The following is a 21639-nucleotide window of genomic DNA, read 5'->3' on the forward strand; positions in this document are numbered from 1 at the left end:
GGCGGGCCGATGCTGCATTTTTTAGGCCAGGCCCAGGGCGGTGGCAACTTCGACCACGTCGAAGCCGACCTTGGTCGGTTCCACCGTGGTGCCGTCCGGGTTCTGCAGGGCCCAGTTCGGGTCCTTCAGGCCGTGGCCGGTGACGGTGATGACGATCTTCTTGCCCTTGGGCACGTTGCCGGCGCCGTGGTGCTTGATCAGCCCGGCAACCCCGGCGGCGGAACCAGGTTCCACGAACACGCCCTCGCGGGAGGAGAGCCAGCGGTGCGCGGCGAGGATTTCCTCGTCGGTCACCGAATCGATCTGTCCCCCGGATTCATCGCGCGCGGCCTCGGCCTGCTCCCAGCTGGCCGGGTTGCCGATGCGGATCGCGGTGGCGATGGTGTCCGGTTCGGTGACCGGGTGGCCCAGCACGATCGGCGCGGCGCCCGCGGCCTGGAAGCCCCACATGATCGGGGTCTTCGTGGAGACCACCGGCAGCTTGCCGCCGGCCTGGGTGGTGTACTCGGCCGCGTACTCCTTGTAGCCCTTCCAGTAGGCGGTGATATTGCCCGCATTCCCGACGGGAAGCACATGGTAGTCCGGGGCGTCGCCGAGGAAGTCGACGACCTCGAACGCGCCGGTCTTCTGGCCTTCGATGCGCGCCGGATTCACGGAGTTCACCAGGAACACCGGGTAGTTCTCGCTGAGCTTGCGGGCCACGTCCAGGCAGTTGTCGAAGTTGCCGTCGATCTGGATGATGTCCGCGCCGTGCGCGATCGCCTGGGACATCTTGCCCATGGAGATCTTGCCCTCCGGGACGAGCACCGCGCACTTCAGCCCGGCCTGCGTGGCGTAGGCCGCGGCGGAGGCGGAGGTGTTGCCGGTGGAGGCGCAGACCACGGCCTTGGCGCCGGCGGCCACCGCGGCGGTCATCGCCATGGTCATTCCGCGGTCCTTGAAGGAGCCGGTCGGGTTCATGCCCTCGACCTTGAGATAGACGCTCGATCCGGTCAATTCGCTCAGCGCCGGGGCGAAGACCAGCGGGGTCCCGCCTTCGCCGAGCGTGATGACCTGGGTGTTCTCATCGACCGGCAGCCGGTCGGCATATTCGCGGATGACTCCACGCCACTGATGCGCCACTTAGTTTCCTTCAACTCGCATTACGGATAGGACTGAATCCACCGCGTCCAGCGCGGTGAGCGCCGCCACGGTGGAGCTGAGCGCGGCCTCGGTGCCCTGGTGGGTGAGGATGCGCAGCTGGGCTGCCGCATCCGGCTGCGCCGCCTGCTGGTTCATGGATTCGATGGAGACCCCATGCTCGCCGAAGATCGCCGCGATGCGCGCGAGCACTCCGGGCTCGTCGGAGACGGTCAAGCCGATCCAGTAGCGCGTGGTGATCGCGGAGAAGTCCATCAGGCTCGCGGCGGCATCCGCGGAGCCATTGGGCAGCGGGGCCCCGGCGGCCAGCTGGCGGGTGACGGCGACTACGTCGCCCATCACGGCCGATGCGGTCGCGTTGCCGCCGGCTCCTGCGCCGTAGAACATCAGGTCCCCGGCGTTCTGCGCCTGGACGAACACCGCGTTGAACGCACCGTGCACGGTGGCCAGCGGGTGGTTGCGGTTGACCAGCGCCGGGTAGACGCGCACCGAAATGCCCTGCTCGGACTTCTCGGCGATGGCCAGCAGCTTGATCACGTAGCCGGCCGCGGCGGCGGCGGATACGTCGGCGGCGGTCACCTCGGTGATGCCCTCGGTGTGCACCTGGTCCGAGGAGACGGTGGTATGGAAGGCCAGCGAGGCGAGGATCGCGGCCTTCGCGGCGGCATCGTGCCCGCCCACGTCGGCGGTCGGATCGGCCTCGGCATAACCCAGCGCCTGGGCTTCGGCGAGCACGTCGTCGAAGGCGGCGCCGGTGGTGTCCATCGCGTCGAGGATGAAGTTGGTGGTGCCGTTGACGATGCCCATCACCTTGGTGATGTGGTCCCCGGCCAGCGAATCGGCGATCGGGCGCAGGATCGGAATCGCCCCGGCCACCGCGGCCTCGTAGCGCAGCTGGGCGCCGGAGGCGGCGGCCAGCGCGTTCAATTCGGCGCCCCGGGCGGCGATGAGCGCCTTGTTCCCGGTGATCACGCTGGCCCCGCGGGCCAGCGCCCGGGAAATGTACTCCCCGGCCGGCTCCATGCCGCCGAGCAGCTCGATCACCACGTCGGCGCCGTCGATCAGCGCATTGGCATCGGTGGTGAACAATTGCTGGTCGAGCTGCACATCGCGCTTGGACTCCAGGTTGCGCACGGCAATCCCCGTCAGTTCCAAACTCGCGCCGGAGCGGGCCGCCAGGGCGCCGCTGTCCTCGATCAGGATTCGTGCCACCTGGGCACCTACCGTGCCGCAACCCAGCAGGGCGACCTTCAGGCTTTTTTCACCGCTCACTTAAACTCCCATGTCACGGGCCAACAAATCGGATTCGGTTTCCCTGCGCACGATCAGACGGGCTTGGCCGTCGCGCACCGCAACCACCGCCGGACGGGTCAGGTAGTTGTAGTTGCTCGACAGCGCCCAGCAATAGGCGCCGGTGCCCGGAACCGCCAGCAAATCGGCGGCGGCTACGTCCTCGGGCAGGTAAACGTCATTCACGACTATGTCACCCGACTCGCAGTGTTTCCCAACTACGCGAGAAATAATCGCGTCGCTTTGCGTCACACGGTTGGCCAGCACGGCGCTGTAATCCGCGTCATAGAGCACCGGCCGGGCATTGTCGCTCATCCCGCCGTCCACCGACACGTAGCGCCGCGGCGCGGTGCCCCCGGCCCCGTCCTCGACGAACACGTCCTTGCGCACGCCAACCTCGTAGAGCGTGAAGGTCGAGGGCCCGGCGATGGCGCGGCCCGGTTCGATGGACAGGCGCGGGCAGTCGATGCCCAGCTGCGCGCAGGTCGCGGCGACCACCTCGGCCATCTGCCCGGCGAGCTTCGCCGGGGTGGAGGGGTGGTCGGCCTCGGTGTAGGCGATGCCGTAGCCGCCGCCCAGATCCAGTTCGGGCAGCGTGACCCCGTGGCGTTCGCGCACCTCGGCGAGGATGCCGAGCATCGTGCGCGCGACGATGGCGAAGCCCTCGGCGTCGAAGATCTGCGAGCCGATATGCGCGTGCAGGCCGAGCAGGTTGATGCCCGGGGCCTCCAGGGCGCGGGCGATGGCCGCCAGCGCCGGGGAGGTGCCGGTGGGCCCGGGCTGGATGGACAGCCCGAACTTCTGGTCCTCGTGCGCGGTGGCGATGGCCTCATGGGTGGAGGCGTGAACCCCGGGGGTCAGGCGCAGCATCACCTGCGCCGTGATCCCCTCCGCGGCTGCGACCAAGATCACGCGTTCCAGCTCGTCCAGCGAGTCGATGACGATGCGTCCCACGCCCATGCGCAGGGCGCGGGCGATCTCCGGCACGGACTTGTTGTTCCCGTGCAGCGACAGCTTCGCCCCGGGCACTCCGGCGGCCTGGGCCACCGCGAGCTCGCCGCCGGAGCAGGTGTCCAGGCGCAATCCCTCGGCGGTGACCCAGCGGGCCACCTCGGTGCACAAGAACGCCTTGCCGGCGTAGTACACGTCCACCGCGCCGCACAGCTGCGCGAAGGCGGCATCGAAGGCGGTCTTGAACCCGCGGGCGCGGGCGCGGAAGTCGTTTTCGTCCAGCACGAACAGCGGGGTGCCGAATTCCCTGGCCAGTTCCGAGACCGCCACGCCCTGCACGGCCAGCTCGCCGTGGGCATCGCGGGAAACTCCGGAGGCCCACTGCACCTCGCGCAGCGCGTTGGGGTCGGCGGGGAAACTGAGCCAGGCCGGAGCCAGTGGTGAAGCGGTCATAAGAATTACATCCTCTCCGGGGCCGAAACGCCCAGCAGTCCGAGTCCGTTGGCCAGCACCTGAGTGGTGGCGTCGTTCAGCCACAACCGGGTGTGGTGCACTTCCTGCACCGGCTCGTCGCCCAGCGGGGTGACGCGGGTGGCCGCATACCAGGAGTGGTAGGCCCCGGCGACCTGCTCCAGGTAGCGGGCGATGCGGTGCGGCTCGCGCGACTGTGCGGCCCCGGCCACCACCGAGGGGAATTGGCCGAGCACGGCCAGCAGTTCGTTCTCGCTCGGGTCGGTGAGCAGCGCCGCGTCGAAGCTCTCGCGGGTGACGCCCTTGGCGACCGCGTTCGCCGAGGCGCCGAAGGAGCGCGCGTGGGCGTACTGCACGTAGAACACCGGGTTGTCGTTGGTGTTCTTCTTCAGCTGCTCCGGATCCAGCGCGATCGGCGAATCGGCCGGGTAGCGGGCCAGCGAGTAGCGCAGCGCGTCGGCGCCGATCCAGTTGATCAAATCGCGCAGCTCGATGATATTGCCCGCGCGCTTGGAGAGCTTGGCCCCGTTGACGGAAATCAGCTGGCCGATCAGCACCTCGATGTTTTTGTCCTTGTCATCCCCGGCGCAGGCGGCGATGGCCTTCAGCCGGTTGACGTAGCCGTGGTGGTCGGCTCCGAGCAGGTAGATCTTCTCGCTGAAGCCGCGGTCCTTCTTGGACAGGTAGTAGGCGGCGTCGGCGGCGAAGTAGGTCGGTTCCCCGTTGGCGCGGATCAGCACCCGGTCCTTGTCGTCGCCGAAGTCGGTGGTGCGCAGCCAGACCGCGCCCTCCAGATCGAAGATGTGGCCCTGTTCGCGCAGCCGGGCGACGGCGTCCGCCACCGCACCGCCCTCATGCAGGGTGGATTCGGAGTAGAACACGTCGAAGTGCACGCCGAAGTCAGCCAGCGTGGACTTGATGTCCGCCAGCTGCGCGGTATAGGCCAGTTCGCGCAGCTTGGGCAGCGCGGTGGCCTCGTCCTGCTCGGCAAGTTCCGGGGCGGCGGCCTGCACGATGTCGGCCAGTTCCTTGATGTACTCCCCCGGGTAGCCGCCCTCGGGGACCGGCAGGCCATGCATGCGGTTGTACACCGAGCGGGCGAACACGTTCATCTGGTTGCCGGCGTCGTTGATGTAGTACTCGCTGGTCACCTCGGCGCCCGAGGCGCGCAGCACGCGGGCGATCGCGTCTCCCAGCGCCGCCCAGCGGGTGTGGCCGATATGCAGCGGGCCGGTGGGGTTGGCGGAGACGAATTCCATGTTGACCACGTGCCCGGCCAGCGCCTGGTTGTGCCCGAAGCCCGCCCCGGCCTCGACGATGGAGCGGGCCAGCTCGCCGGCGGCCGCCGCGTCCACGGTGATGTTCAGGAAGCCGGGTCCGGCGATCTCCACCGCGCCGACGCCCGGGACTTCGGAAAGCCGGCGCACCAGCATCTGCGCGAAGTCGCGCGGGGCCATGCCGGCCTTCTTGCCCAGTTGCAGCGCGATGTTGGTCGCCCAGTCGCCGTGCTCACGGCTTTTGGGTCGTTCGACGCGCACGGTGTCGGGTACCTCGACGGCGATTTCGCCGGCGGCTACGGCCTGCGTCAGGCATGCGGATATGGCAGCGGAGAGTTCTTCAGGAGTCACTGTTCAAGAATAGCGGTTTTTCGCAGGCATCTTCGGCATTGATGACTTTGCCCCCTGTGATGCTGCAGGCATCACCCGCGTTGGCGCGCCGCCGGGCCAATTGCGCAGATGGCGCTTTCACCTGATAGTATTTTTCCTGTTGCCCAGCAACATGCCTCTGTAGCTCAGTGGATAGAGCGTCTGCCTCCGGAGCAGAAGGCCGAAGGTTCGATTCCTTTCAGGGGCACCAGCAAAAAGGTTCCGCAGTTGCGGGGCCTTTTTCTTTTCCCCGCGCTCGCTCGATCGCTGCCCCGCCTCGGCAGGCTGGCGCTCAGGCGCTCAGCCGGGCATGGCGCTGCAGCCGGCGCATCCCTTCCGCGTCCGGACCCTGTGCCGGCCGCAGCGTTTGCGCTAGCGCCCCGCGCACCAGATGCTCATCGATCCCGACGCCAATGGCCACCAGCCCCGCAGCATCGCTTGAAGGATGCGCGGCCACATGGATATGGCGTCCGACCAGATTCACCGCCCAGGATTTCGCGCCGCGGGCCGTGGCCACCTGGACGATCCCCTTCAGCCGGTAGACCCCGGACGGCGGACGCTCGAGCAGGTCCAGCAGCGCGCCGGCGGCGATGGGAGCGGAGGCGGTCACGCTCACCGAGGCGGCATGCTGGTGGGTGTGCGAGCCGTGCTCGGCCCGCATGAGCGCGCCGAGCGGCAGCTGGTCCTCGGGATCTTCGGCCAGCGCCACGTCGAATACCAGCTCCGGGTCGATGGCCCCGCGCACCGCGTGCACCAGCGGCACGCGCGGATTGCGCAGGGCGATGCGCTCGGTGATGCGCTCAAGGACGTCGGCTTGGCCCGCGCCGGGGTGGGCTTCCTGCTCCAGCTGGTCGAGCTTGTTCAGCACCACCAGCGAGGCGGCCTCGAAACGCGCCGGCGGATCGGCATGGGTGTCCACCGTCTCGAAGTAGTTCGCCGCATCCACCACCTCGATCAGCCCGGCGGGCCGGATGTTCTTCGCCTGGCTGAAGCGGATCAGCCGGGCCAGGGACAGCGGTTCGGCCACCCCGCTGGCTTCGATGATGATCACGTCCAGCCGCAGCCGCGGCGCGGCGAGTCTGGCCAGGGCCTCATCCAGTCCCCCGGAATCGTCCAGGCAGCACACGCAGCCGCCGGCGATGGACTGCGCGGCGTCCACCTGCCCGGTGATCAGCCCGGCGTCGACGTTGATGGCCCCGAAATCGTTGACCACCACCCCGATGCGCGCCCCCGGGGTGCGCAGCAGGTGGTTGAGCACGGTGGTTTTGCCGGCCCCCAAGTATCCGGTCAGCGCGATCACCGGAATCTGCCTGCGTGCCATCTATCCACCTGGACCTTTCATGCGGTGCTCGCCGGGGCTGCGGAAGCCGCGAGCGGGAAACATCAACCGCTCCAACCCTAGTACGCCCCGCGCCGCCGCGTTGTCCGGTTAAAGCACCGCTGGCCGCCGGCGAACCCTGAACTACAGGGAACACCGGCGGCCAGCGGAGGCAAAAGCCAAGAAAAAGCTACTGCAGCATCGTGCGATCGTCGAGCTGCGCGCCCTTGATCTTCTCGAATTCGCCCAGCAGGCCCTTGACCGTCATCTTCGACTTCGCTTCCTGGTCCAGGTCCAGGATGATCTGCCCGTCATGCATCATGATCAGCCTGGTGCCCAGGGCCAGCGCCTGTTCCATATTGTGGGTGACCATCAGCGTGGTGAGCGCATGGCGCTGCACGATCTCGTTGGTCAGCCGCGAGACCAGGGCCGCGCGCTGCGGATCCAGCGCGGCGGTGTGCTCATCGAGCAGCAGGATCTTCGGCTTGGAGAAGGTGGCCATCAGCAGGCTGAGCGCCTGGCGCTGGCCGCCCGAGAGCAGCCCGACCTTCGTCTTCAAGCGTTTTTCCAGCCCCAGCTCCAGGGACTTGAGCTCCTCGACGAACAGCTTCCGGCGCTTGGCGCCCACCCCCATGCCCAGACCGCGGAAGCGGCCGCGGGCGTGCGCCAGGGCCATATTCTCCTCGATGGTCATCGTCGGCGCGGTGCCGGCCATCGGATCCTGGAAGACCCGGCCGATGTACCTGGCGCGGGTGTAGTCCGCCATCTTGGTGACGTTCTTGCCGTCGACGGTGACCGTCCCGGTATCCGGGAAGAGCTTGCCGGCGACCATGTTCAGCACCGTGGACTTGCCCGCGCCATTGGAGCCGATGACGGTGACGAATTCGCCGGGGCCGAGGTTCAGGTTGATATTGCGCAGCGCCTTGCGCTCGTTGACCGTTCCCGGGAAGAAGGTCCGTGAGAGGTTGGAAATTTCAAGCATTGCTGCGCACCTCTTCCTGGATCGGCGCGGCGTCCGAATCCTTGCGTTTGAAGGTTTTCACGATCTTCTGGAAGCCCTTCCATTTCGGCAGCAGCAGCGCCACCACCACGAGCACCGCGGAGATCAGCTTCATGTCGTTGACCTCCAGCCCGGCGACCAGCGCGAACTGGATGACCAGCCGGTAGATGACCGCGCCGAAGACGACGGCCAGGGCGGCCAGCCAGATGTAGCGCTGGGTGAAGATGGCCTGGCCGACGATCACCGAGGCCAGCCCGATCAGGATCACGCCGATGCCCATGCCCACATCGGCGAAGCCCTGGTACTGGGCGATCGCCGCGCCGGAGAGGGCGACAAAGCCGTTGGACAGGGCCAGGCCCAGGATCTTCTGGCTATCGGTGCTCACTCCGAAGGAGCGGATCATCTCGTGGTTGTCCCCGGTGGCGCGCATCGCCATGCCCATTTCGGTGTGCAGGAACCAGACGATCGCGGCCACGAAGAGCAGTGCAACGGCGAAGAGGATCAGGACCGAGCCCGCGGAGCCGAGAATTCCCGCCGTGCGCAACGGGCTGATCAGCGTGTCCTCGCCCAGCAGCGGCGTATTCGCCTTGCCCATGATGCGCAGGTTGATCGAATAGAGGGCGATCATCGTCAGAATACCGGCGAGCAGGCCGTCGATCTTGCCCTTGGTATGCAGCAGGCCGGTGATCGCGCCGGCGACCATGCCGGCGAAGAAGGCGAGCAGCGTGGCAAGCCAGGGGTTTACCCCGTTCACGATGCCCACCGAGGCGACGGCGGCACCGGTGGTGAAGCTGCCGTCGACGGTGAGGTCCGGGAAATCCAGGATGCGGAACGTCAGATATACCCCGAGCGCCATCAGGGCGTAGATGAGCCCGAGTTCAACCGCTGTGATCATAATTGGATCCTTGAGTTGTGGGAAAGTTCTTGGTCACGAGGAAGGCGAGGCGTCTACGTGCTCGCCTCGCCTTCCTCGCAGGTGGGTGGTGCTTTGACCCTAGTAGGTTTCGACCGCCTCGGACTTCAGTTCCGCGGAGAACTCGATGCCGATCTTCTTCGCGGCGGTTTCGTTCAGGTACAGCTCCACCTCGGTGAGGGTTTCCACCGGCATGGTGGCCGGTTCCGCCTCGCCCTTGAGCAGCTTGTCCGCCATCATCGCGGTCTGCTCGCCGAGCTTCTCGTAGTTGATGCCGTAGGTGGCGGTGGCGCCACGCTTTACGGAGTCACCATCGGCGGCGATCACCGGGACCTTCTTGCCCTGCGCGGTCTGCAGCAGGCCTTCCAGCGCGGAGACTACCGCGTTGTCGGTGGGCACGTAGTAGGCGTCGACGTCCAGCGAGTTGGCCGCCTGCTGCACCTCGGAAGGCGCGGAGATGGCGGACTTCTCGATGGTCAGTCCGAGCTCGCCGGCGGCTTCCTCGGCCCACTGGACCTGGATGGCGGAGTTCGCCTCGCCCGAGGAGTAGACGATGCCGACCTTCTTCGCATCCGGGGAGAGCGTCTTGAGCAGTTCCAGCTGCTCCTTGACCGGGTTCTTGTCCGAGGTGCCGGTGACGTTGGCGCCCGGAGCCTCGTTGGAGGCCACCAGCTTCGCGTCCACCGGATCGGTGACCGCGGAGAAGAGCACCGGAATGCTGGTGATCGACTGGGCCGCGGCCTGCGCCGACGGGGTGGCGATCGCCAGCACCAGGTCGATGTCGCTGTCGGCCGCGAGCTTGCCGGCGATCGAGGCGTTGGTGGCCTGGTCGCCCTGCGCGTTGTTGTCGTCGTAGGAAATCTTGTCGCCGGTGTAGCCGGCGTCTTCCATGCCCTGCTTGAAGCCCTTGGTGACGGCGTCAAGGGATGGGTGCGAGACATACTGGAAAATGCCGATCTTGACCGGGCCCTCGGCGGCGGCTCCGCCGTCGCCGGAACCCTCGCTGCCGGTGTCCGAGCCGCAGGCGGTGAGCGCCAAGGCGCCGGTGGCAGCCACTGCGGCTAGTTTCAAAGCTGTGAATCGCTTCATGGTGATCCTTTCAACATGTTCCCTGTGCGAGTGATGTCCCCGTGCGCGTTGGCCCGGTAGCCAGCTCATCGGCGAAGACAAGCGAACCGGGAACTGCCCGAACCACGTGCAGGTGATTACCCACGATCTTACATGTGAAAGACCTCACTTCGCCGATGAACCCGGTGATGCCAAAGACGTTTGCCCCTTGATTCGGCCAATGCCGGACACAACTGGGCATTTGGCGTGCTCTCGGGCGCGAATCCGTATTCGGGCCAGCGAGGCTGCCGGCATTTCGGTGGACGGATTTAAAAATTGACTTCGCCGCACTGTGACGCAGATCAAGGGTTTTTGCCGGCGCGCGGCCGGTTTTGCGCCCCCGCGGGCGCGCTGAGTCGCGGTGTCTGCCGGCAGCCGCCTGGCCGGAATAGAATGGGCACATCATGGCCCTCACCATTTCTTATCCCGAAGCCCTTCCCGTTTCTGCCCGCCGCGCCGACATCCTCGATGCGGTGCGCCAGAACCAGGTGGTGATCATCGCCGGCGAAACGGGGTCCGGCAAGACCACCCAGCTGCCCAAGATGCTGCTCGAGCTCGGGTTGGCCAAGCACGGCATGATCGGGCACACCCAGCCGCGCCGACTGGCCGCGCGCACCGTGGCCGAGCGCATCGCCGAGGAGCTGGGCACGAGCATCGGCGACGAGGTGGGCTTCCATGTGCGCTTCACCGGGGAGGTTTCGCGCCAAACGAAGCTGAAGGTGATGACCGACGGCATCCTGCTCGCCGAGATCCAGCGCGACCGGCTGCTGAAGAAGTACTCGGCGATCATCATCGACGAGGCGCACGAGCGCAGCCTGAACATCGACTTCCTGCTCGGCTACCTCAAGCAGATCATGGTCCAGCGCCCGGAGCTGAAGATCATCATCACCTCCGCGACCATCGACCCCGAACGCTTCGCCGCGCACTTCGGCACCCTCGATGCTGCAGGTGCGCTGGTGCCCGCGCCGATCCTCGAGGTCTCCGGGCGCACCTTCCCCGTGGAAATCCGCTACCGGCCGCTGGAGGCCGGCGGCGAAGAGCCGGACGAGGCAGATGCGAACGCACTGGAAGATGACCGCGACCCGCTGGATGCGGTGACCGACGCGGTGCGCGAACTGTCCGCCGAGGAGCCGGGAGACATCCTGATCTTCTTCTCCGGGGAGCGCGAGATCCGCGACGCCGCCGACGCCTTGCGCGCCATGGTGGCCGGCAACAAGCGGCTGCCGCGCTACGAGGTGCTGCCGCTGTTCGCCCGGCTCTCGCTGGCCGAACAGCACCGGGTCTTCCACCCGGGGTCCGCGCCGCGGCTGATCCTGGCCACCAACGTGGCCGAAACCTCGCTGACCGTGCCGGGCATCAAGTACGTGATCGACACCGGCACCGCACGCATCTCGCGCTATTCGCACCGCACCAAGGTCCAGCGCCTGCCCATCGAGCGGGTCTCGCAGGCCAGCGCGAATCAGCGTTCGGGCCGCTGCGGGCGCGTCTCGGAGGGCATCGCGATCCGGCTGTACTCCGAAGAGGACTACGCCGCGCGCCCGGAATTCACCGACCCCGAGATCCTGCGCACCTCGCTGGCCAGCGTGATCCTGCAGATGATCTCCATGGGCGTAGTGGCCACCGCCGCCGACGTGGCCGACTTCGGCTTTGTGCAGCCGCCGGACGCGCGGGCGATCTCCGACGGGGTAAATCTGCTGCGCGAACTGGGCGCACTGGGCGAAGACAAGCGCGCGCAGGTCACGCAGATCGGCCGCAAGCTGGCCCAACTGCCGCTGGACGTGCGCCTGGGCCGGATGATCCTGGAGTCCGCGGAGCGCGGGGTGGCGAAGGAGCTGATGGTGCTCGCCGCCGCGCTGAGCATCCAGGATCCGCGCGAGCGGCCCAGCGAGGACACCGGGCAGCGCGAACGCGCCGCCGAACTGCATAAGCGCTTCGCCGATGAGAAGTCCGACTTCATCGGGCTGCTGAACTTGTGGGCCTACCTGCAGGAACAGCAGAAGGAGCTGTCCTCCTCGGCCTTCCGCCGGCTGTGCAAGGCCGAGCACATCAACTACCTGCGGGTGCGCGAATGGCAGGACCTGTTCACCCAGCTGCGCCAGCTGTCCAAGTCGCTGGACATCACCGTCGCCGCGGCCCCGGTGGACCCGGCGGCCAACGAGGATGCGGTCCACAAGTCGCTGCTGTCCGGGCTGCTGGGGCATATCGGGCTCTATGACGAGCGCAAACGCGACTACCAGGGCGCGCGCGGCGGGCGCTTCTCGATTTTCCCCGGCTCCGCGCTGTTCAAGAAGTCCCCGACCTGGGTGATGGCCGCCGAGCTGGTGGAGACCTCCCGGCTCTGGGCGCGCACCGCGGCGGTCATCGACCCCGCCTGGGTGGAGGAGCTCGCCCCGAATCTGCTCAAGCGCAGCTACTCCGAGCCGCATTGGTCCAAGAAAATGGGCTCGGTGATGGGCTACGAGAAGGTCACGCTCTTCGGGCTGCCGATCGTGCTCAAGCGCCGCATGCACTACTGGCGGGTGGATAAGCCGCTGGCCCGCGAACTGTTCATCCGGCATGCGCTGGTGGAGGGCGACTGGCGCACCCACCACAAGTTCTTCGCGCGCAACCGGGCGGTGCTCGCCGAGGTGGAGGAGCTCGAAACCCGGATGCGCCGCCACGATCTGCGCATCTCCGACGAGGACCTGTTCGACTTCTACGATGCCCGGCTGGGCGAAGAGGTGGTCTCCGAGCGGCACTTCGACCGCTGGTTCAAGCGCGCGGCGGCCAAGGATCCGGGCCTGCTGGACTTCGATCCGGCCGCGGTGCTCGCCGGCGACGCACAGCAGCTCGATGAGACCGCGTTCCCGCGCAACTGGAGCCACGGGGCCATCGCGCTGCCGCTGAGCTACGAGTACAACCCGGCCTCCGCCGAGGCCGAAGGCGACGGGGTGAGCCTGCAGGTGCCGGTGGTGTTCCTCAACCAGCTCGATCCGGCGCGCTTCGCCTGGCTGATCCCCGGGCTGCGCCACGAGCTGCTCACCGCGCTGATCCGCTCCATGCCCAAGGCGATCCGGAAGAACTTCGTGCCCGCCCCGGATGTGGCCGGCCAGGCGCTGGCCATGCTAGACGCGGACTTCGATCCGGGCAGCGACGACCTCGCCGACTCCCTGGCACTGGTGCTGCGCCGGCTGCGCGGCATCGTGGTGGACCCGGCGATCTTCGACTTCTCGACGCTGCCGGCGCATCTGCGCTTCGGCTTCGAAGTGGTGGACGCCGCGGGCAAGCCGCTGGGGCACGGCGATGACCTCGCCGCCCTGCAGTACAAGCTGGCCGCGGCGAACCGGGCGGCGCTGGCCAGCCAGGTCAACTCCCCCGCCACCGTGCGCGCCGCGGCCCCTGCGCAGGCCAAGGGCGCGAAGGGATCCAAGGCCACCCCGGCGGCCAAGGCTCCGAAGTCCGCGCCCGGCTCCGGGCAGTGGGACCAGCGCGAGCTGACCGGCTGGCCGAAGCTGCACACGGCCGGGAACGCGCTGCCGGCCCAGGTCACCACCACGGTGATGGGCCAGGAGATCACCGCCTATCCGGGGCTGCACGACGCCGGCAAGGATGCGGCGCTGAGCGTCTACCGCACCGCGGCCGAACGCGATGCCGCGCACCGGGCCGGGATCATCCGGCTGCTGATGCTGCGCCTGCCGCCGGCGGCGAAGTTCGTCATCGGGCACCTGAGCAATGCCGAGCGGCTGGCGTTCAGCCAGAACCCGCACGGGTCGATCGACGAGCTGATCGCCGACTGCACCATGGCCGCGGTGGACAAGCTGGTGCCCGAGGCGCTACCGATGGATGAGGCGGGCTACGAGAAGCTCTTCGAAACCGTGCGCGCCGAGCAGATCGACACGGTCTTCTCGATCACCTCGGTGATCTCCCAGGTGTTCGGCGCCGCGACCCGGGTGGCGAATCAGCTGAAGTCCACCAAGTCGCTGGCGATGTACGCCGCGGTCAGCGACATCCGCTCGCAGCTGGAGCAGCTGATCTACCCCGGGTTCATCGCCGCCACCGGGGCCGCGCACCTGATGCGCCTGCCGCGCTACCTGGCGGGCATCGAATCGCGGTTGGTGAAGCTCAATTCCGGGGCGGTCACCCGCGACGGGCAGTCGCTGACGGTGATCCAGAAGCTGGAGGACGACTACGACGGCGCGCTGGGGCGGGTGCCGGAGGGCGCGCGCACCCCGGCCGGGCTGCGCGAGGTGAAGTGGATGCTCGAGGAGATGCGCATCTCGCTGTTCGCCCAGGAGCTGGGCACCGCCTATTCGGTCAGCGAGAAGCGCATCCGCAAGGCCATCAAGGACGGGCTCGCGGCGCTCTAGCCGCGGGGCCCGCCGGCGGCGATCACCTGCACCGGGTCCTCGTAGACGATGCGGCCCGGATCGGCAGTTTCCAGCCGTTCCCAACGGATCTGGTGCGCATCGAGCAGCAGCAGGTAGGGCTCCACGCGCGCCAGCAGGTGCACGGCGCCGTGCTTGAACCAGGCGGCCGCGCCCGGGTTGAGCACCCGGTCGTAGACCTGCGGGTCGCTGAGGCTCGGATTCGGGTAGGCCGCGTTGTACCAGTCGTTTCCGGCCCGCCAGCGCGCGTGCTCGGCCGGGCTCAGTTCCCCCTGCGCGCCCAGCTTGTTGACCAGCGCGAAAATGCCGGGGTGCACCCCGCGTTGATTGGGCACCAGCGACTGGTAGCGGATGAACCGCGCAGGCTCAATCGGCGGGCACAAATTCGCTGTGCCCGTCTTCGCGCAGGGCCGCACGCAGCTTGGCCGCGCTCGCGTCCATGCGTGCCGCCTCCGGGTTCAGCATCGCGTTGGACAGGTCGAAATCGGCCAGCGAGTTCGTCGGCCAGACATGCACGTGCAGGTGAGGGACCTCAAAACCGGCGATCATCAGCCCGGCGCGCTGCGCGTTGAAGGCGCGTTTCTGCGCGCGGCCGATCTTCGCGGCCACCAGGTTCAGGTGGCTGAGCAGCGCCTCGTCGGCGTCGGTGAATTCGTCGATCTCCGCGCGCGGGACCACCAGGGTGTGCCCGTCGGTCAGCGGTCCGATGGACAGGAACGCGACGCAGCTCTCATCGGACCAGATGAAGCGTCCGGGGATCTCGCCGTCGATAATTTTGGTGAAGAGCGTGCTCATGGCGGCCTTTCTCGGCTCGGTTAGTGGCGGTGTTGTTCATCGCTCGTGGCGATCGGAGACTGCGGGTAGGAGCAGTATTGCGACCAGCTGCCCGGGTAGAGGGCGGCCGTGCGGCCCGCGTGCTCGGCGGCGAGCACCTGGTGGGCGGCGGTGATCCCGGAGCCGCAATAGGCCGCCAGCGGAAGGTGCTCCGGCGCGATTTTGGCGAAGGCCGCCGCGAGCCGCTCGGCGGAAAAGAATTTGGCCTGCGCGTCGAGGTTGTCGGTGGTCGGCCGGTTGCGCGCCCCGGGGATATGCCCGGCTACCGGGTCGATCGGCTCCTGGATGCCCAGGTAGCGGGCGGTGGCGCGCGAGTCGATGAGCGTGCCGGAGTAGCTGGCCAGCTCCTGGTATTCGAGCACCGGCATCCCGCCCCAGCTCAGCGCCACCTCCGACGGCTCCCTGGTTTCGATCCCGGTGGCCAGGTGGCCGCCGCGTTCCTTCCAAGCATCCAGTCCCCCGTCGAGCACGGCCACGTTCTCAAAGCCGGCGTGGCGCAGCAGCCACCAGGCGCGGGCGGCGGCCAGCGCCCCGGAATCATCGTAGGCGACAACGAAGGAATCCGCTCCGATCCCCCAGCGGCGCGCGGCGGCCTCGAAGTCGGCCGGTTCGGGCAGCGGGTGGCGTCCGGTATGCGCTCCGGTCGCCCCCGATAGCTCGGTTTCCATCTCGACGAACACCGCGCCGGGGATATGCCCGGCGGCGTAGTGCTCCTGCCCGTCCTTGCGGCCGAGCACCCAGCGCACATCGAGCAGCACCAGGCTTTCATCGGCTAGCTTGGCGGCGAGTTCCGCGGCGCTGATCAGCGTGTTCATTTTCTCTCTCCCGCCGGTGTTCCGGAATTCTGCCCGCTGCCTTCGGCCAGCTCGTCGAGCAGGTAGGTGGTGCCCGCCTCCAGCCGGCGCAGCAGGCTGCCGTTGGCTTCGGCGCGCGCGCCGAGCATGGTGTCGAAGAGGTTCAGCCCGCGTTCGTTGAGCAGCCCGTCGTGGATCGGCACCCAGACCGGCGCGTTCAGCGCGGTGGCGAAGTCCATGGTCTGCCCGATCCTCGCCCACGGGGCCATCAGCGGCAGCAGCAGTACCTGCGGGCGGATGCCGATCGGCATCTGGTAGCTGTCTCCCGGGTGGAAGAGCTGTTCGTCGCCCAGCAGGTAGCCGACGTTGGCCACCAGCTCGATCGAACCGTGGATGGTGGCGTGGGTTCCGCCGAAGGTGCGCACCCGGATGCCGCCGACCACGAAGTCCTCCCCCGGCGCCACGGTGATGATCTGCGCCCGCTTGGGCGCCGGCAGCTGCTCGCGCAGGATCCGGGCCAGCGCATCGGGGGCATACACGCGCAGCAGCGAGCTGTCCTGCACCGCGGCGAGGATCTGGCGCTGGTCCGCATGGTCGGGGTGCTGGTGGGTGAGCAGCACGGCGCTGATGCCGGCGAAGGCCCCGTCCAGCTGCGAAAAGCTGCCCGGATCCAGCAGCAGCGAACCGTCGATGGTGGTGGCTTCCAAGCAGGAATGCCCGCGTAATGTGATGCGCATAGCTTCAGCCTAGGCCGACGGCGCGCCCTCGGCCAGCCACTGACACGCACTCGGCCGAAAAGTTGGCTAAAATTGGGTGGAACGGGGCCGAACACGTTTCGCCCGAAACAGCTTTTCAGAAGGAATGGTGCAAGTCGATGGTGCAGCCAGAAACCCGCGTGACCAAGCAGCGGCTCGCGGTGGCCGAGGCCTTGGGCGAGGTCGATGATTTTGCGACCGCCCAGGAACTGCACCGCTGGCTGGTGGATACGCAGAAGAAGGTCTCGCTGGCCACCGTCTACCGGCTCTTGCAGTCCATGGCCGACGACGGGCTGGTGGACGTGCTGCGCAGCGGCGACGGCGAGGCGCGCTTCCGCCAGTGCCTCACCGAGGTGCACCACCACCACCTGGTCTGCCGGGTGTGCTCGAAGACCGTGGAGGTGCTCGCCCCGGCGGTGGAGCGCTGGGCCGCGCGCGTCGCGCAGGAGAACGGCTTCACCGACCCGGAGCACACCGTGGAAATCTACGGGCTCTGCGAAGAGTGCCGCCGCAAGGCCAGCTGAACGGCTCCATCGAACCCCAAAGGCGAAGGCCGCCCCCATTTACGGTGGGCGGCCTTCGCGCTGCGCCGAGCGGGCCGGTGGGCCGCTCGGCTAGACCAGGTGCTTGCGCGGGGAGCGCAGCGCCTCGATCCCCCGGCAGACCAGGTAGATCACGAAGGATATGGTGGTCACATACGGGCTGATCGGCAGCGAGCCGGCCAGCGCCAGCAGGATCCCGCCGAGCACCGAAATTTCGGCGAAGAGAATCGCCAGGAACACCGTGAGCCCGGGGTTGGAGCTGATCCGCAGGGCCGCGGCGGCCGGGGTGATCAGCAGCGCCAGCACCAGCAGCGCGCCGACCACCTGGATGGCGACGGCCACCGCCAGGGCGAGGATCACCATGAAGATTATCGACAGCCCGCCGGTGCGCACCCCGCGGGCGTTGGCCAGCACCGGGTCCACCGAGGCGAAGGTCAGCGGCCGCCAGACGACGAGCAGCGCGAGCACCACCACCGCGCAAAGGGCCAGCATGCCGGAAAGCTGCACATCGTCCACCGCGACGATCTGCCCGGTGAGCAGGCCGAACTTATTGGCGCTGCGCCCCTCGTAGAGCGAGAGGAACAGGATCCCGAGCCCCAGGCCGAAGGGCATCAGCACCCCGGTGATGGAGTTGCGGTCCTTGGCCCGGGTGCCCAGCACGCCGAGCACCAGCGCCGCGACCAGCGAGCCGAACACCGAGCCGGTGACCACATCCACGCCGATGAGCAGCGCAAAGGCCGCCCCGGCGAAGGAGAGTTCGGCGATGCCGTGCACCGCGAAGGCCATATCGCGCATCATGATGAAGATGCCGATCAGCCCGCCGACGATGCCCAGCGCCGCCCCGGCGATCAGCGAGTTGGTCACCAGCGGCAGCAGCTGCGCGTAGTCATCAAAATTCAGCGTGCGCTCCAGGAAGTCTGCGAAATTCATCGCGCGCCTACCTTCCGGTCTCTAGTGCGTGGTCTTCGGGGTGCTCATGCCCGTCCGGCGGCAGCTGCCGGTTCCCGTCGCCGCTGAGCACCACGATCCGCCCGTTGACGCGCAATACCTGAACCGGGGCGCCGTAGAGCGCGCTCAGCACCTCGGAGCGCATCACCTCGTCGACGCTGCCCAGGTGGAATTTGCCCTCGGCCAGGTAGAGCACCCGGTCCACATAGGGCAGGATCGGGTTGATCTCGTGGGTGACGAAGATGACCGCGGCCCCGTGCTGCACGGCCTGGCGGTGGATCACCTCGCTGATCGCCTGCTGGTGGTGCAGGTCCAGGGAGAGCAGCGGCTCGTCGCAGAGCAGCACCCGCGGATCCCCTGCGAGCGCTTGCGCGGCGCGCAGCCGCTGCTGTTCGCCGCCGGAAAGATCGGAGACCGGGCGGTGCGCGTAGTCCTGCGCGCCGACCAGCTCGAGCAGTTCGTCCACCTTCGCGTGAACCTTTCGCCGGGCCAGCCGGATGCCGGGGCGGTTGCCGTCCACGCCCAGGGCCACCAGGTCGCGGGCGCGCAGGGGCACGTTGTCGCCGAAGGGGCGCTGCTGCGGGATCAGGCCCACCAGCTCCGAGCCGCGGCGCACCGGGTCCCCGGCGATGGACACGGTACCGGCGTTCAGGGCCGTGGTGCCGAGCATGGTGTTGATGAAGCTGGTTTTGCCCGAGCCGTTGGGCCCGAGCACCGCCAAGAACTCCCCGGGCTGCACTTGCAAGTCCAGCCCCTCCCACAGCACCCGGGACCCGAAGGCCAGGCGTGCGGCGTCGAAGGTGACAATCGGGGATGTGCTCATGAACCGGCTTTCGCGCTTAAAGAAGACTGCGGCACCGCTGAAGCGGTGCCGCAGTCAATCCTACCAGTTGCGACTGGTTCGCATTACGCGTTTGGCTGTGAGACTAATTGCCGTTCGCCTTGCTCGGTGGAGCGTGGCGCTTCTGCGTCGAGTCGCTGATCTCGCCGACCAGCACCTCGATGATGTCCTCCAGGAACAGCACGCCGATGGTGTGCCCCGCCTCGTCGACCACGGCCGAGAGGTGGTTGCCCTCCTGGCGCATGCTCTCCAGCGCCTCCTCGATTTCGGCGTCCTGCTTGACCACGCCCAGCGGGTGCAGCGGCAGGTCGCGCAGCGGCGCGGTGGAGTGCGCGTCGTCGATCAGCATCACGTCCTTGACATGCCAGTAGCCCACCGGCACCTCGTCGCGGGTGATCAGCATGCGCGAGTAGCCGGTCTTGCCGACCTTCTTCTCGAATTCGCGCGCGGTGGTCTGCCCCCACTCCAGGGTGAACAGGTCGTCGACCCGAACCATGCAGGAGGCGGCCGTGACGGTGGAGAATTCCAGCGCCTTGGTCAGCCGCAGCGCATGCTCGTTGCGCAGCGTGCCCTCCTGGGAGGAGGTGTCGATGATCGAGCGGACCTCCGCTGCGGTGTAGGAACTGGTCACCTCGTCCTGCGGCTCGACGCCGAAGAGCTTCAGGAACAGGTTCGCCGCGCCGTTGAGCATCGAGATGATCGGCTTGAGCACCTTGGCCACGCCCACCAGCGGCATGGCCAGCACCAGCACCGCCTTGTCGGCGACGGAGACCGAGATGTTCTTCGGCACCATTTCGCCGAAGGTCACGTGCAGGAAGGTCACCAGCACCAGCGCGATGAGGAAGGCGGCGGTGTCCGCGATCTGCTCCGGCATGCCCAGCGCCGTCATCGGCACCTCCAGCAGGTGGTGCAGCGCCGGTTCGGAGATGTTCAGGATCAGCAGCGAGCAGACGGTGATGCCCAGCTGGCAGACCGCGAGCATGATGGAGACGTGCTCCATCGCATACAGCGCGATCTTCGCCCGCTTGTTTCCCTCGTCGGCCAGCGGCTCGATCTGCGAGCGGCGCGCGGACATCACCGCAAATTCGCCGGCGACGAAAAATGCATTGACCGCCAGCAGCACGACCAGCCAGGCCAACCCGATGAAATCACTCATTGGACTCCTCCTTGGTGTGCGTGGCAGGTTCGAAGCGCACCTGGGCGATCCGGCGGCCATCGAGCTCGGTCACCGTGAAAATTCCCGCCTCGGTTTGCACCGCATCGTTCAGTTCGGCCAAACGCCCCAGCTCGGAGAGCATGAACCCGCCGATGGTGTCGTAGGCCGAATCGTCGGCGATGATATCGCTCGCGAAGTGTTCGTTGACCTGGTCCGGGCGGTACATGCCGGGGAACAGCCATTTGCCGTCCGGCTGGGTGACCGCCTCTTCCTCGTCCTCGTCGTGCTCATCGGAGACCTCTCCGACGATCTCTTCGACCAGGTCTTCCAGGGTGACCAGCCCGGCGGTTCCGCCGTACTCGTCCATCACGATGGCCACCTGGAATTCCGCGGCGCGCAGCTGCTCGAGCAGCACGTCGAGGTGGATGGTTTCCGGCACGTAGAGCGCATCGCGCGCAAATTCGCCGACCTGCAGCGCCGCGCGGCGTTCGCGCGGCACCGAGACCACGGCCTTGACATGGCAGATGCCCTGGATGTCATCGCTCGATCCCTCGGTGACCGGGAACCGGGAGAACCCGGTGTCCGCGCTCATCAGGATCAGTTCGGATAGTGCCGCCTCGGACTCGATGGTGGACATCGAGGTGCGCGGGGTCATCACATCGGCCGCGGTGCGTTCGGAGAATTCGATGGTCGATTCCACGAAGCGCGCGGTTTGGATGTCCAGCGTGCCGAGTTCCGCCGAACGGCGCACCAGCGAGGCGAGCTCCTGGGCGCTGCGGGCGGCCGAAATTTCTTCCTTGGCCTCCAGCCCGAAGAATTTGCGCAGCACCGAGTTCGAAAAGCCGTTGAGCAGCACGATGGCGGGCTTGAAGATGGCGGTGAAGATCAGCTGCGGGCGGGCCAGCGCCTTGCCCACGGCCATGGCCTTCGCGATGGCCAGGTTCTTGGGCACCAGCTCGCCGATCAGCATCGAGAGCAGCGTGGCGATCACCATGGAGATGACCACCGAGATGGCCTTGGAGCTGGCTCCCACCACGCCGATGTTCTCGAGCACCGGAGCCAGGAGCTTGCTCATCGCCGGTTCGAGCACATAGCCGGTGAGCAAGGTGGTCAGGGTGATGCCCAGCTGGCAGCTGGAAAGCTGGGTGGACAGCGAGGTCAAGCACTGCAACAGCGCCTTGGAACCGCGTTCGCCGCGATCGATGGCCTGTTGAACGGTGCTCTTGTCGAGGGCAACGAGGGAGAATTCCACGGCCACGAAGAAGCCTGTGCCCAGAATCAGCAGCAGGCCGAAAAGTATGTAGATCCATTCCATGGGCGGCTAACCACGCCCCCGGGGTGAATGGGTTAAATTGCGTCTAATTTGCCGTAAGCGGCAACTAGAAGGCTCCAATTGGGAGGCGGAGCCTTCCGGACGATGGCAAAGGTGGCCGGCACTGCGCCCGCGGGCGGCGGTCCGGCTAGGAGAATGAGATTCCATAGTGCGATTCATTCTATCCAATGAACCCGCTTCGCGCACAATAGCCACGCACGCACGACCAGCGGTACGGGAAACAAGCTAAATGGGCA

The 21639-nt window shown here is 67.4% G+C and carries 18 protein-coding genes and 1 tRNA gene; 3 read left to right on the plus strand and 16 right to left on the minus strand.

Annotated features, from left to right (window positions below; genetic code table 11):
• Window positions 1-21: 21 nt before the first annotated feature.
• Genes thrC through argS form a run of 4 tightly spaced genes read right to left on the minus strand, consistent with a single transcriptional unit; the run spans window position 22 to window position 5480 of the window.
• Window positions 22-1122 (minus strand): threonine synthase, encoded by a 1101-nt coding sequence (thrC, locus tag CQ017_RS14500; protein ID WP_105554274.1) that lies wholly within the window; start codon window positions 1120-1122, stop codon window positions 22-24.
• Window positions 1123-2412 carry a homoserine dehydrogenase gene (locus CQ017_RS14505; protein WP_105554275.1) on the minus strand — a complete coding sequence of 430 codons (1290 nt, stop codon included), beginning with the start codon at window positions 2410-2412 and terminating at the stop codon, window positions 1123-1125.
• The gene (gene lysA / locus CQ017_RS14510) at window positions 2413-3834 is read right to left on the minus strand and encodes a diaminopimelate decarboxylase (protein WP_105554276.1); all 1422 of its coding nucleotides are present in this window, start codon (window positions 3832-3834) and stop codon (window positions 2413-2415) included.
• A 5-nt stretch (window positions 3835-3839) separates the two neighbouring features.
• Complete coding sequence (argS, locus tag CQ017_RS14515) at window positions 3840-5480, minus strand: arginine--tRNA ligase (RefSeq protein ID WP_105554277.1); 1641 nt, start codon at window positions 5478-5480, stop codon at window positions 3840-3842.
• 153 nt (window positions 5481-5633) lie between these two features.
• Between argS and CQ017_RS14520 the strand changes: the two genes are divergently transcribed.
• A tRNA-Arg gene (locus tag CQ017_RS14520) sits at window positions 5634-5709 on the plus strand.
• Between the two features lie 81 nt (window positions 5710-5790).
• On the opposite strand, the gene CQ017_RS14525 is transcribed toward CQ017_RS14520, so the two are convergent.
• The 4 genes from CQ017_RS14525 to CQ017_RS14540 all read right to left on the minus strand — a co-directional run bounded on the left by CQ017_RS14525 (window position 5791) and on the right by CQ017_RS14540 (window position 9818).
• Window positions 5791-6819: a GTP-binding protein gene (locus CQ017_RS14525; protein WP_105554278.1), complete on the minus strand. Its 1029-nt coding sequence runs from the start codon at window positions 6817-6819 to the stop codon at window positions 5791-5793.
• Window positions 6820-7006: 187 nt separating this feature from the next.
• The gene (locus tag CQ017_RS14530) at window positions 7007-7798 is read right to left on the minus strand and encodes an ABC transporter ATP-binding protein (protein WP_105554279.1); all 792 of its coding nucleotides are present in this window, start codon (window positions 7796-7798) and stop codon (window positions 7007-7009) included.
• Window positions 7791-8711, minus strand: coding sequence for an ABC transporter permease (locus CQ017_RS14535; protein WP_105554280.1), 921 nt, complete (start codon window positions 8709-8711; stop codon window positions 7791-7793). The genes CQ017_RS14530 and CQ017_RS14535 overlap by 8 nt, the downstream gene beginning before the upstream one ends.
• Before the next feature lie 99 nt (window positions 8712-8810).
• Window positions 8811-9818: an ABC transporter substrate-binding protein gene (locus tag CQ017_RS14540; protein ID WP_105554281.1), complete on the minus strand. Its 1008-nt coding sequence runs from the start codon at window positions 9816-9818 to the stop codon at window positions 8811-8813.
• Window positions 9819-10240: 422 nt separating this feature from the next.
• Here CQ017_RS14540 and hrpA point away from each other — a divergent pair, with 422 nt between their 5' ends.
• Window positions 10241-14182 carry an ATP-dependent RNA helicase HrpA gene (gene hrpA / locus CQ017_RS14545; RefSeq protein ID WP_105554282.1) on the plus strand — a complete coding sequence of 1314 codons (3942 nt, stop codon included), beginning with the start codon at window positions 10241-10243 and terminating at the stop codon, window positions 14180-14182.
• Here hrpA and CQ017_RS14550 read toward each other — a convergent pair.
• Genes CQ017_RS14550 through CQ017_RS14565 form a run of 4 tightly spaced genes read right to left on the minus strand, consistent with a single transcriptional unit; the run spans window position 14179 to window position 16565 of the window.
• Window positions 14179-14535, minus strand: a complete 357-nt coding sequence (locus CQ017_RS14550) for a hypothetical protein (RefSeq protein WP_258133703.1) — start codon at window positions 14533-14535, stop codon at window positions 14179-14181. The two genes, hrpA and CQ017_RS14550, sit on opposite strands and share 4 nt — an antisense overlap.
• Window positions 14536-14566: 31 nt before the next feature.
• Window positions 14567-14995 carry an HIT family protein gene (locus tag CQ017_RS14555; RefSeq protein WP_105554283.1) on the minus strand — a complete coding sequence of 143 codons (429 nt, stop codon included), beginning with the start codon at window positions 14993-14995 and terminating at the stop codon, window positions 14567-14569.
• Between the two features lie 20 nt (window positions 14996-15015).
• Window positions 15016-15849: a sulfurtransferase gene (locus CQ017_RS14560; RefSeq protein WP_105554284.1), complete on the minus strand. Its 834-nt coding sequence runs from the start codon at window positions 15847-15849 to the stop codon at window positions 15016-15018.
• Entirely contained in the window at window positions 15846-16565 is a 720-nt protein-coding gene (locus CQ017_RS14565; protein WP_105554285.1) for an MBL fold metallo-hydrolase, read from the minus strand. Before CQ017_RS14565 ends, CQ017_RS14560 begins: the two co-directional genes overlap by 4 nt.
• A gap of 137 nt (window positions 16566-16702) precedes the next feature.
• Between CQ017_RS14565 and CQ017_RS14570 the strand changes: the two genes are divergently transcribed.
• Complete coding sequence (locus tag CQ017_RS14570; RefSeq protein ID WP_096283935.1) at window positions 16703-17107, plus strand: Fur family transcriptional regulator; 405 nt, start codon at window positions 16703-16705, stop codon at window positions 17105-17107.
• Window positions 17108-17197: 90 nt separating this feature from the next.
• On the opposite strand, the gene CQ017_RS14575 is transcribed toward CQ017_RS14570, so the two are convergent.
• The 4 genes from CQ017_RS14575 to CQ017_RS14590 form a co-directional block, all read right to left on the minus strand.
• Window positions 17198-18055 carry a metal ABC transporter permease gene (locus tag CQ017_RS14575; protein ID WP_105554286.1) on the minus strand — a complete coding sequence of 286 codons (858 nt, stop codon included), beginning with the start codon at window positions 18053-18055 and terminating at the stop codon, window positions 17198-17200.
• A 7-nt stretch (window positions 18056-18062) separates the two neighbouring features.
• Window positions 18063-18896 (minus strand): metal ABC transporter ATP-binding protein, encoded by an 834-nt coding sequence (locus tag CQ017_RS14580; RefSeq protein ID WP_105554287.1) that lies wholly within the window; start codon window positions 18894-18896, stop codon window positions 18063-18065.
• A 103-nt stretch (window positions 18897-18999) separates the two neighbouring features.
• Window positions 19000-20070 (minus strand): hemolysin family protein, encoded by a 1071-nt coding sequence (locus CQ017_RS14585; protein WP_105554288.1) that lies wholly within the window; start codon window positions 20068-20070, stop codon window positions 19000-19002.
• A complete protein-coding gene (locus CQ017_RS14590) occupies window positions 20063-21385 on the minus strand; it encodes a hemolysin family protein (RefSeq protein WP_105554289.1) in 1323 nt (440 codons plus the stop codon). The genes CQ017_RS14585 and CQ017_RS14590 overlap by 8 nt, the downstream gene beginning before the upstream one ends.
• Window positions 21386-21639: the final 254 nt, after the last annotated feature.

Origin of the sequence: Arthrobacter sp. MYb224 (assembly GCF_002975455.1) — a bacterium.
GTDB lineage: Bacteria > Actinomycetota > Actinomycetes > Actinomycetales > Micrococcaceae > Glutamicibacter.

Excerpts from the sequence above, each read along its gene's own strand:
- lysA (WP_105554276.1), bottom strand. The coding sequence starts at position 3,834 with ATGACCGCTTCACCACTGGCTCCGGCCTGGCTCAGTTTCCCCGCCGAC.
- CQ017_RS14525 (WP_105554278.1), bottom strand. The coding sequence starts at position 6,819 with ATGGCACGCAGGCAGATTCCGGTGATCGCGCTGACCGGATACTTGGGG.
- CQ017_RS14530 (WP_105554279.1), bottom strand. The coding sequence starts at position 7,798 with ATGCTTGAAATTTCCAACCTCTCACGGACCTTCTTCCCGGGAACGGTC.
- CQ017_RS14535 (WP_105554280.1), bottom strand. The coding sequence starts at position 8,711 with ATGATCACAGCGGTTGAACTCGGGCTCATCTACGCCCTGATGGCGCTC.
- CQ017_RS14540 (WP_105554281.1), bottom strand. The coding sequence starts at position 9,818 with ATGAAGCGATTCACAGCTTTGAAACTAGCCGCAGTGGCTGCCACCGGC.
- hrpA (WP_105554282.1), top strand. The coding sequence starts at position 10,241 with ATGGCCCTCACCATTTCTTATCCCGAAGCCCTTCCCGTTTCTGCCCGC.
- CQ017_RS14555 (WP_105554283.1), bottom strand. The coding sequence starts at position 14,995 with ATGAGCACGCTCTTCACCAAAATTATCGACGGCGAGATCCCCGGACGC.
- CQ017_RS14560 (WP_105554284.1), bottom strand. The coding sequence starts at position 15,849 with ATGAACACGCTGATCAGCGCCGCGGAACTCGCCGCCAAGCTAGCCGAT.
- CQ017_RS14565 (WP_105554285.1), bottom strand. The coding sequence starts at position 16,565 with ATGCGCATCACATTACGCGGGCATTCCTGCTTGGAAGCCACCACCATC.
- CQ017_RS14570 (WP_096283935.1), top strand. The coding sequence starts at position 16,703 with ATGGTGCAGCCAGAAACCCGCGTGACCAAGCAGCGGCTCGCGGTGGCC.
- CQ017_RS14575 (WP_105554286.1), bottom strand. The coding sequence starts at position 18,055 with ATGAATTTCGCAGACTTCCTGGAGCGCACGCTGAATTTTGATGACTAC.
- CQ017_RS14580 (WP_105554287.1), bottom strand. The coding sequence starts at position 18,896 with ATGAGCACATCCCCGATTGTCACCTTCGACGCCGCACGCCTGGCCTTC.
- CQ017_RS14585 (WP_105554288.1), bottom strand. The coding sequence starts at position 20,070 with ATGAGTGATTTCATCGGGTTGGCCTGGCTGGTCGTGCTGCTGGCGGTC.
- CQ017_RS14590 (WP_105554289.1), bottom strand. The coding sequence starts at position 21,385 with ATGGAATGGATCTACATACTTTTCGGCCTGCTGCTGATTCTGGGCACA.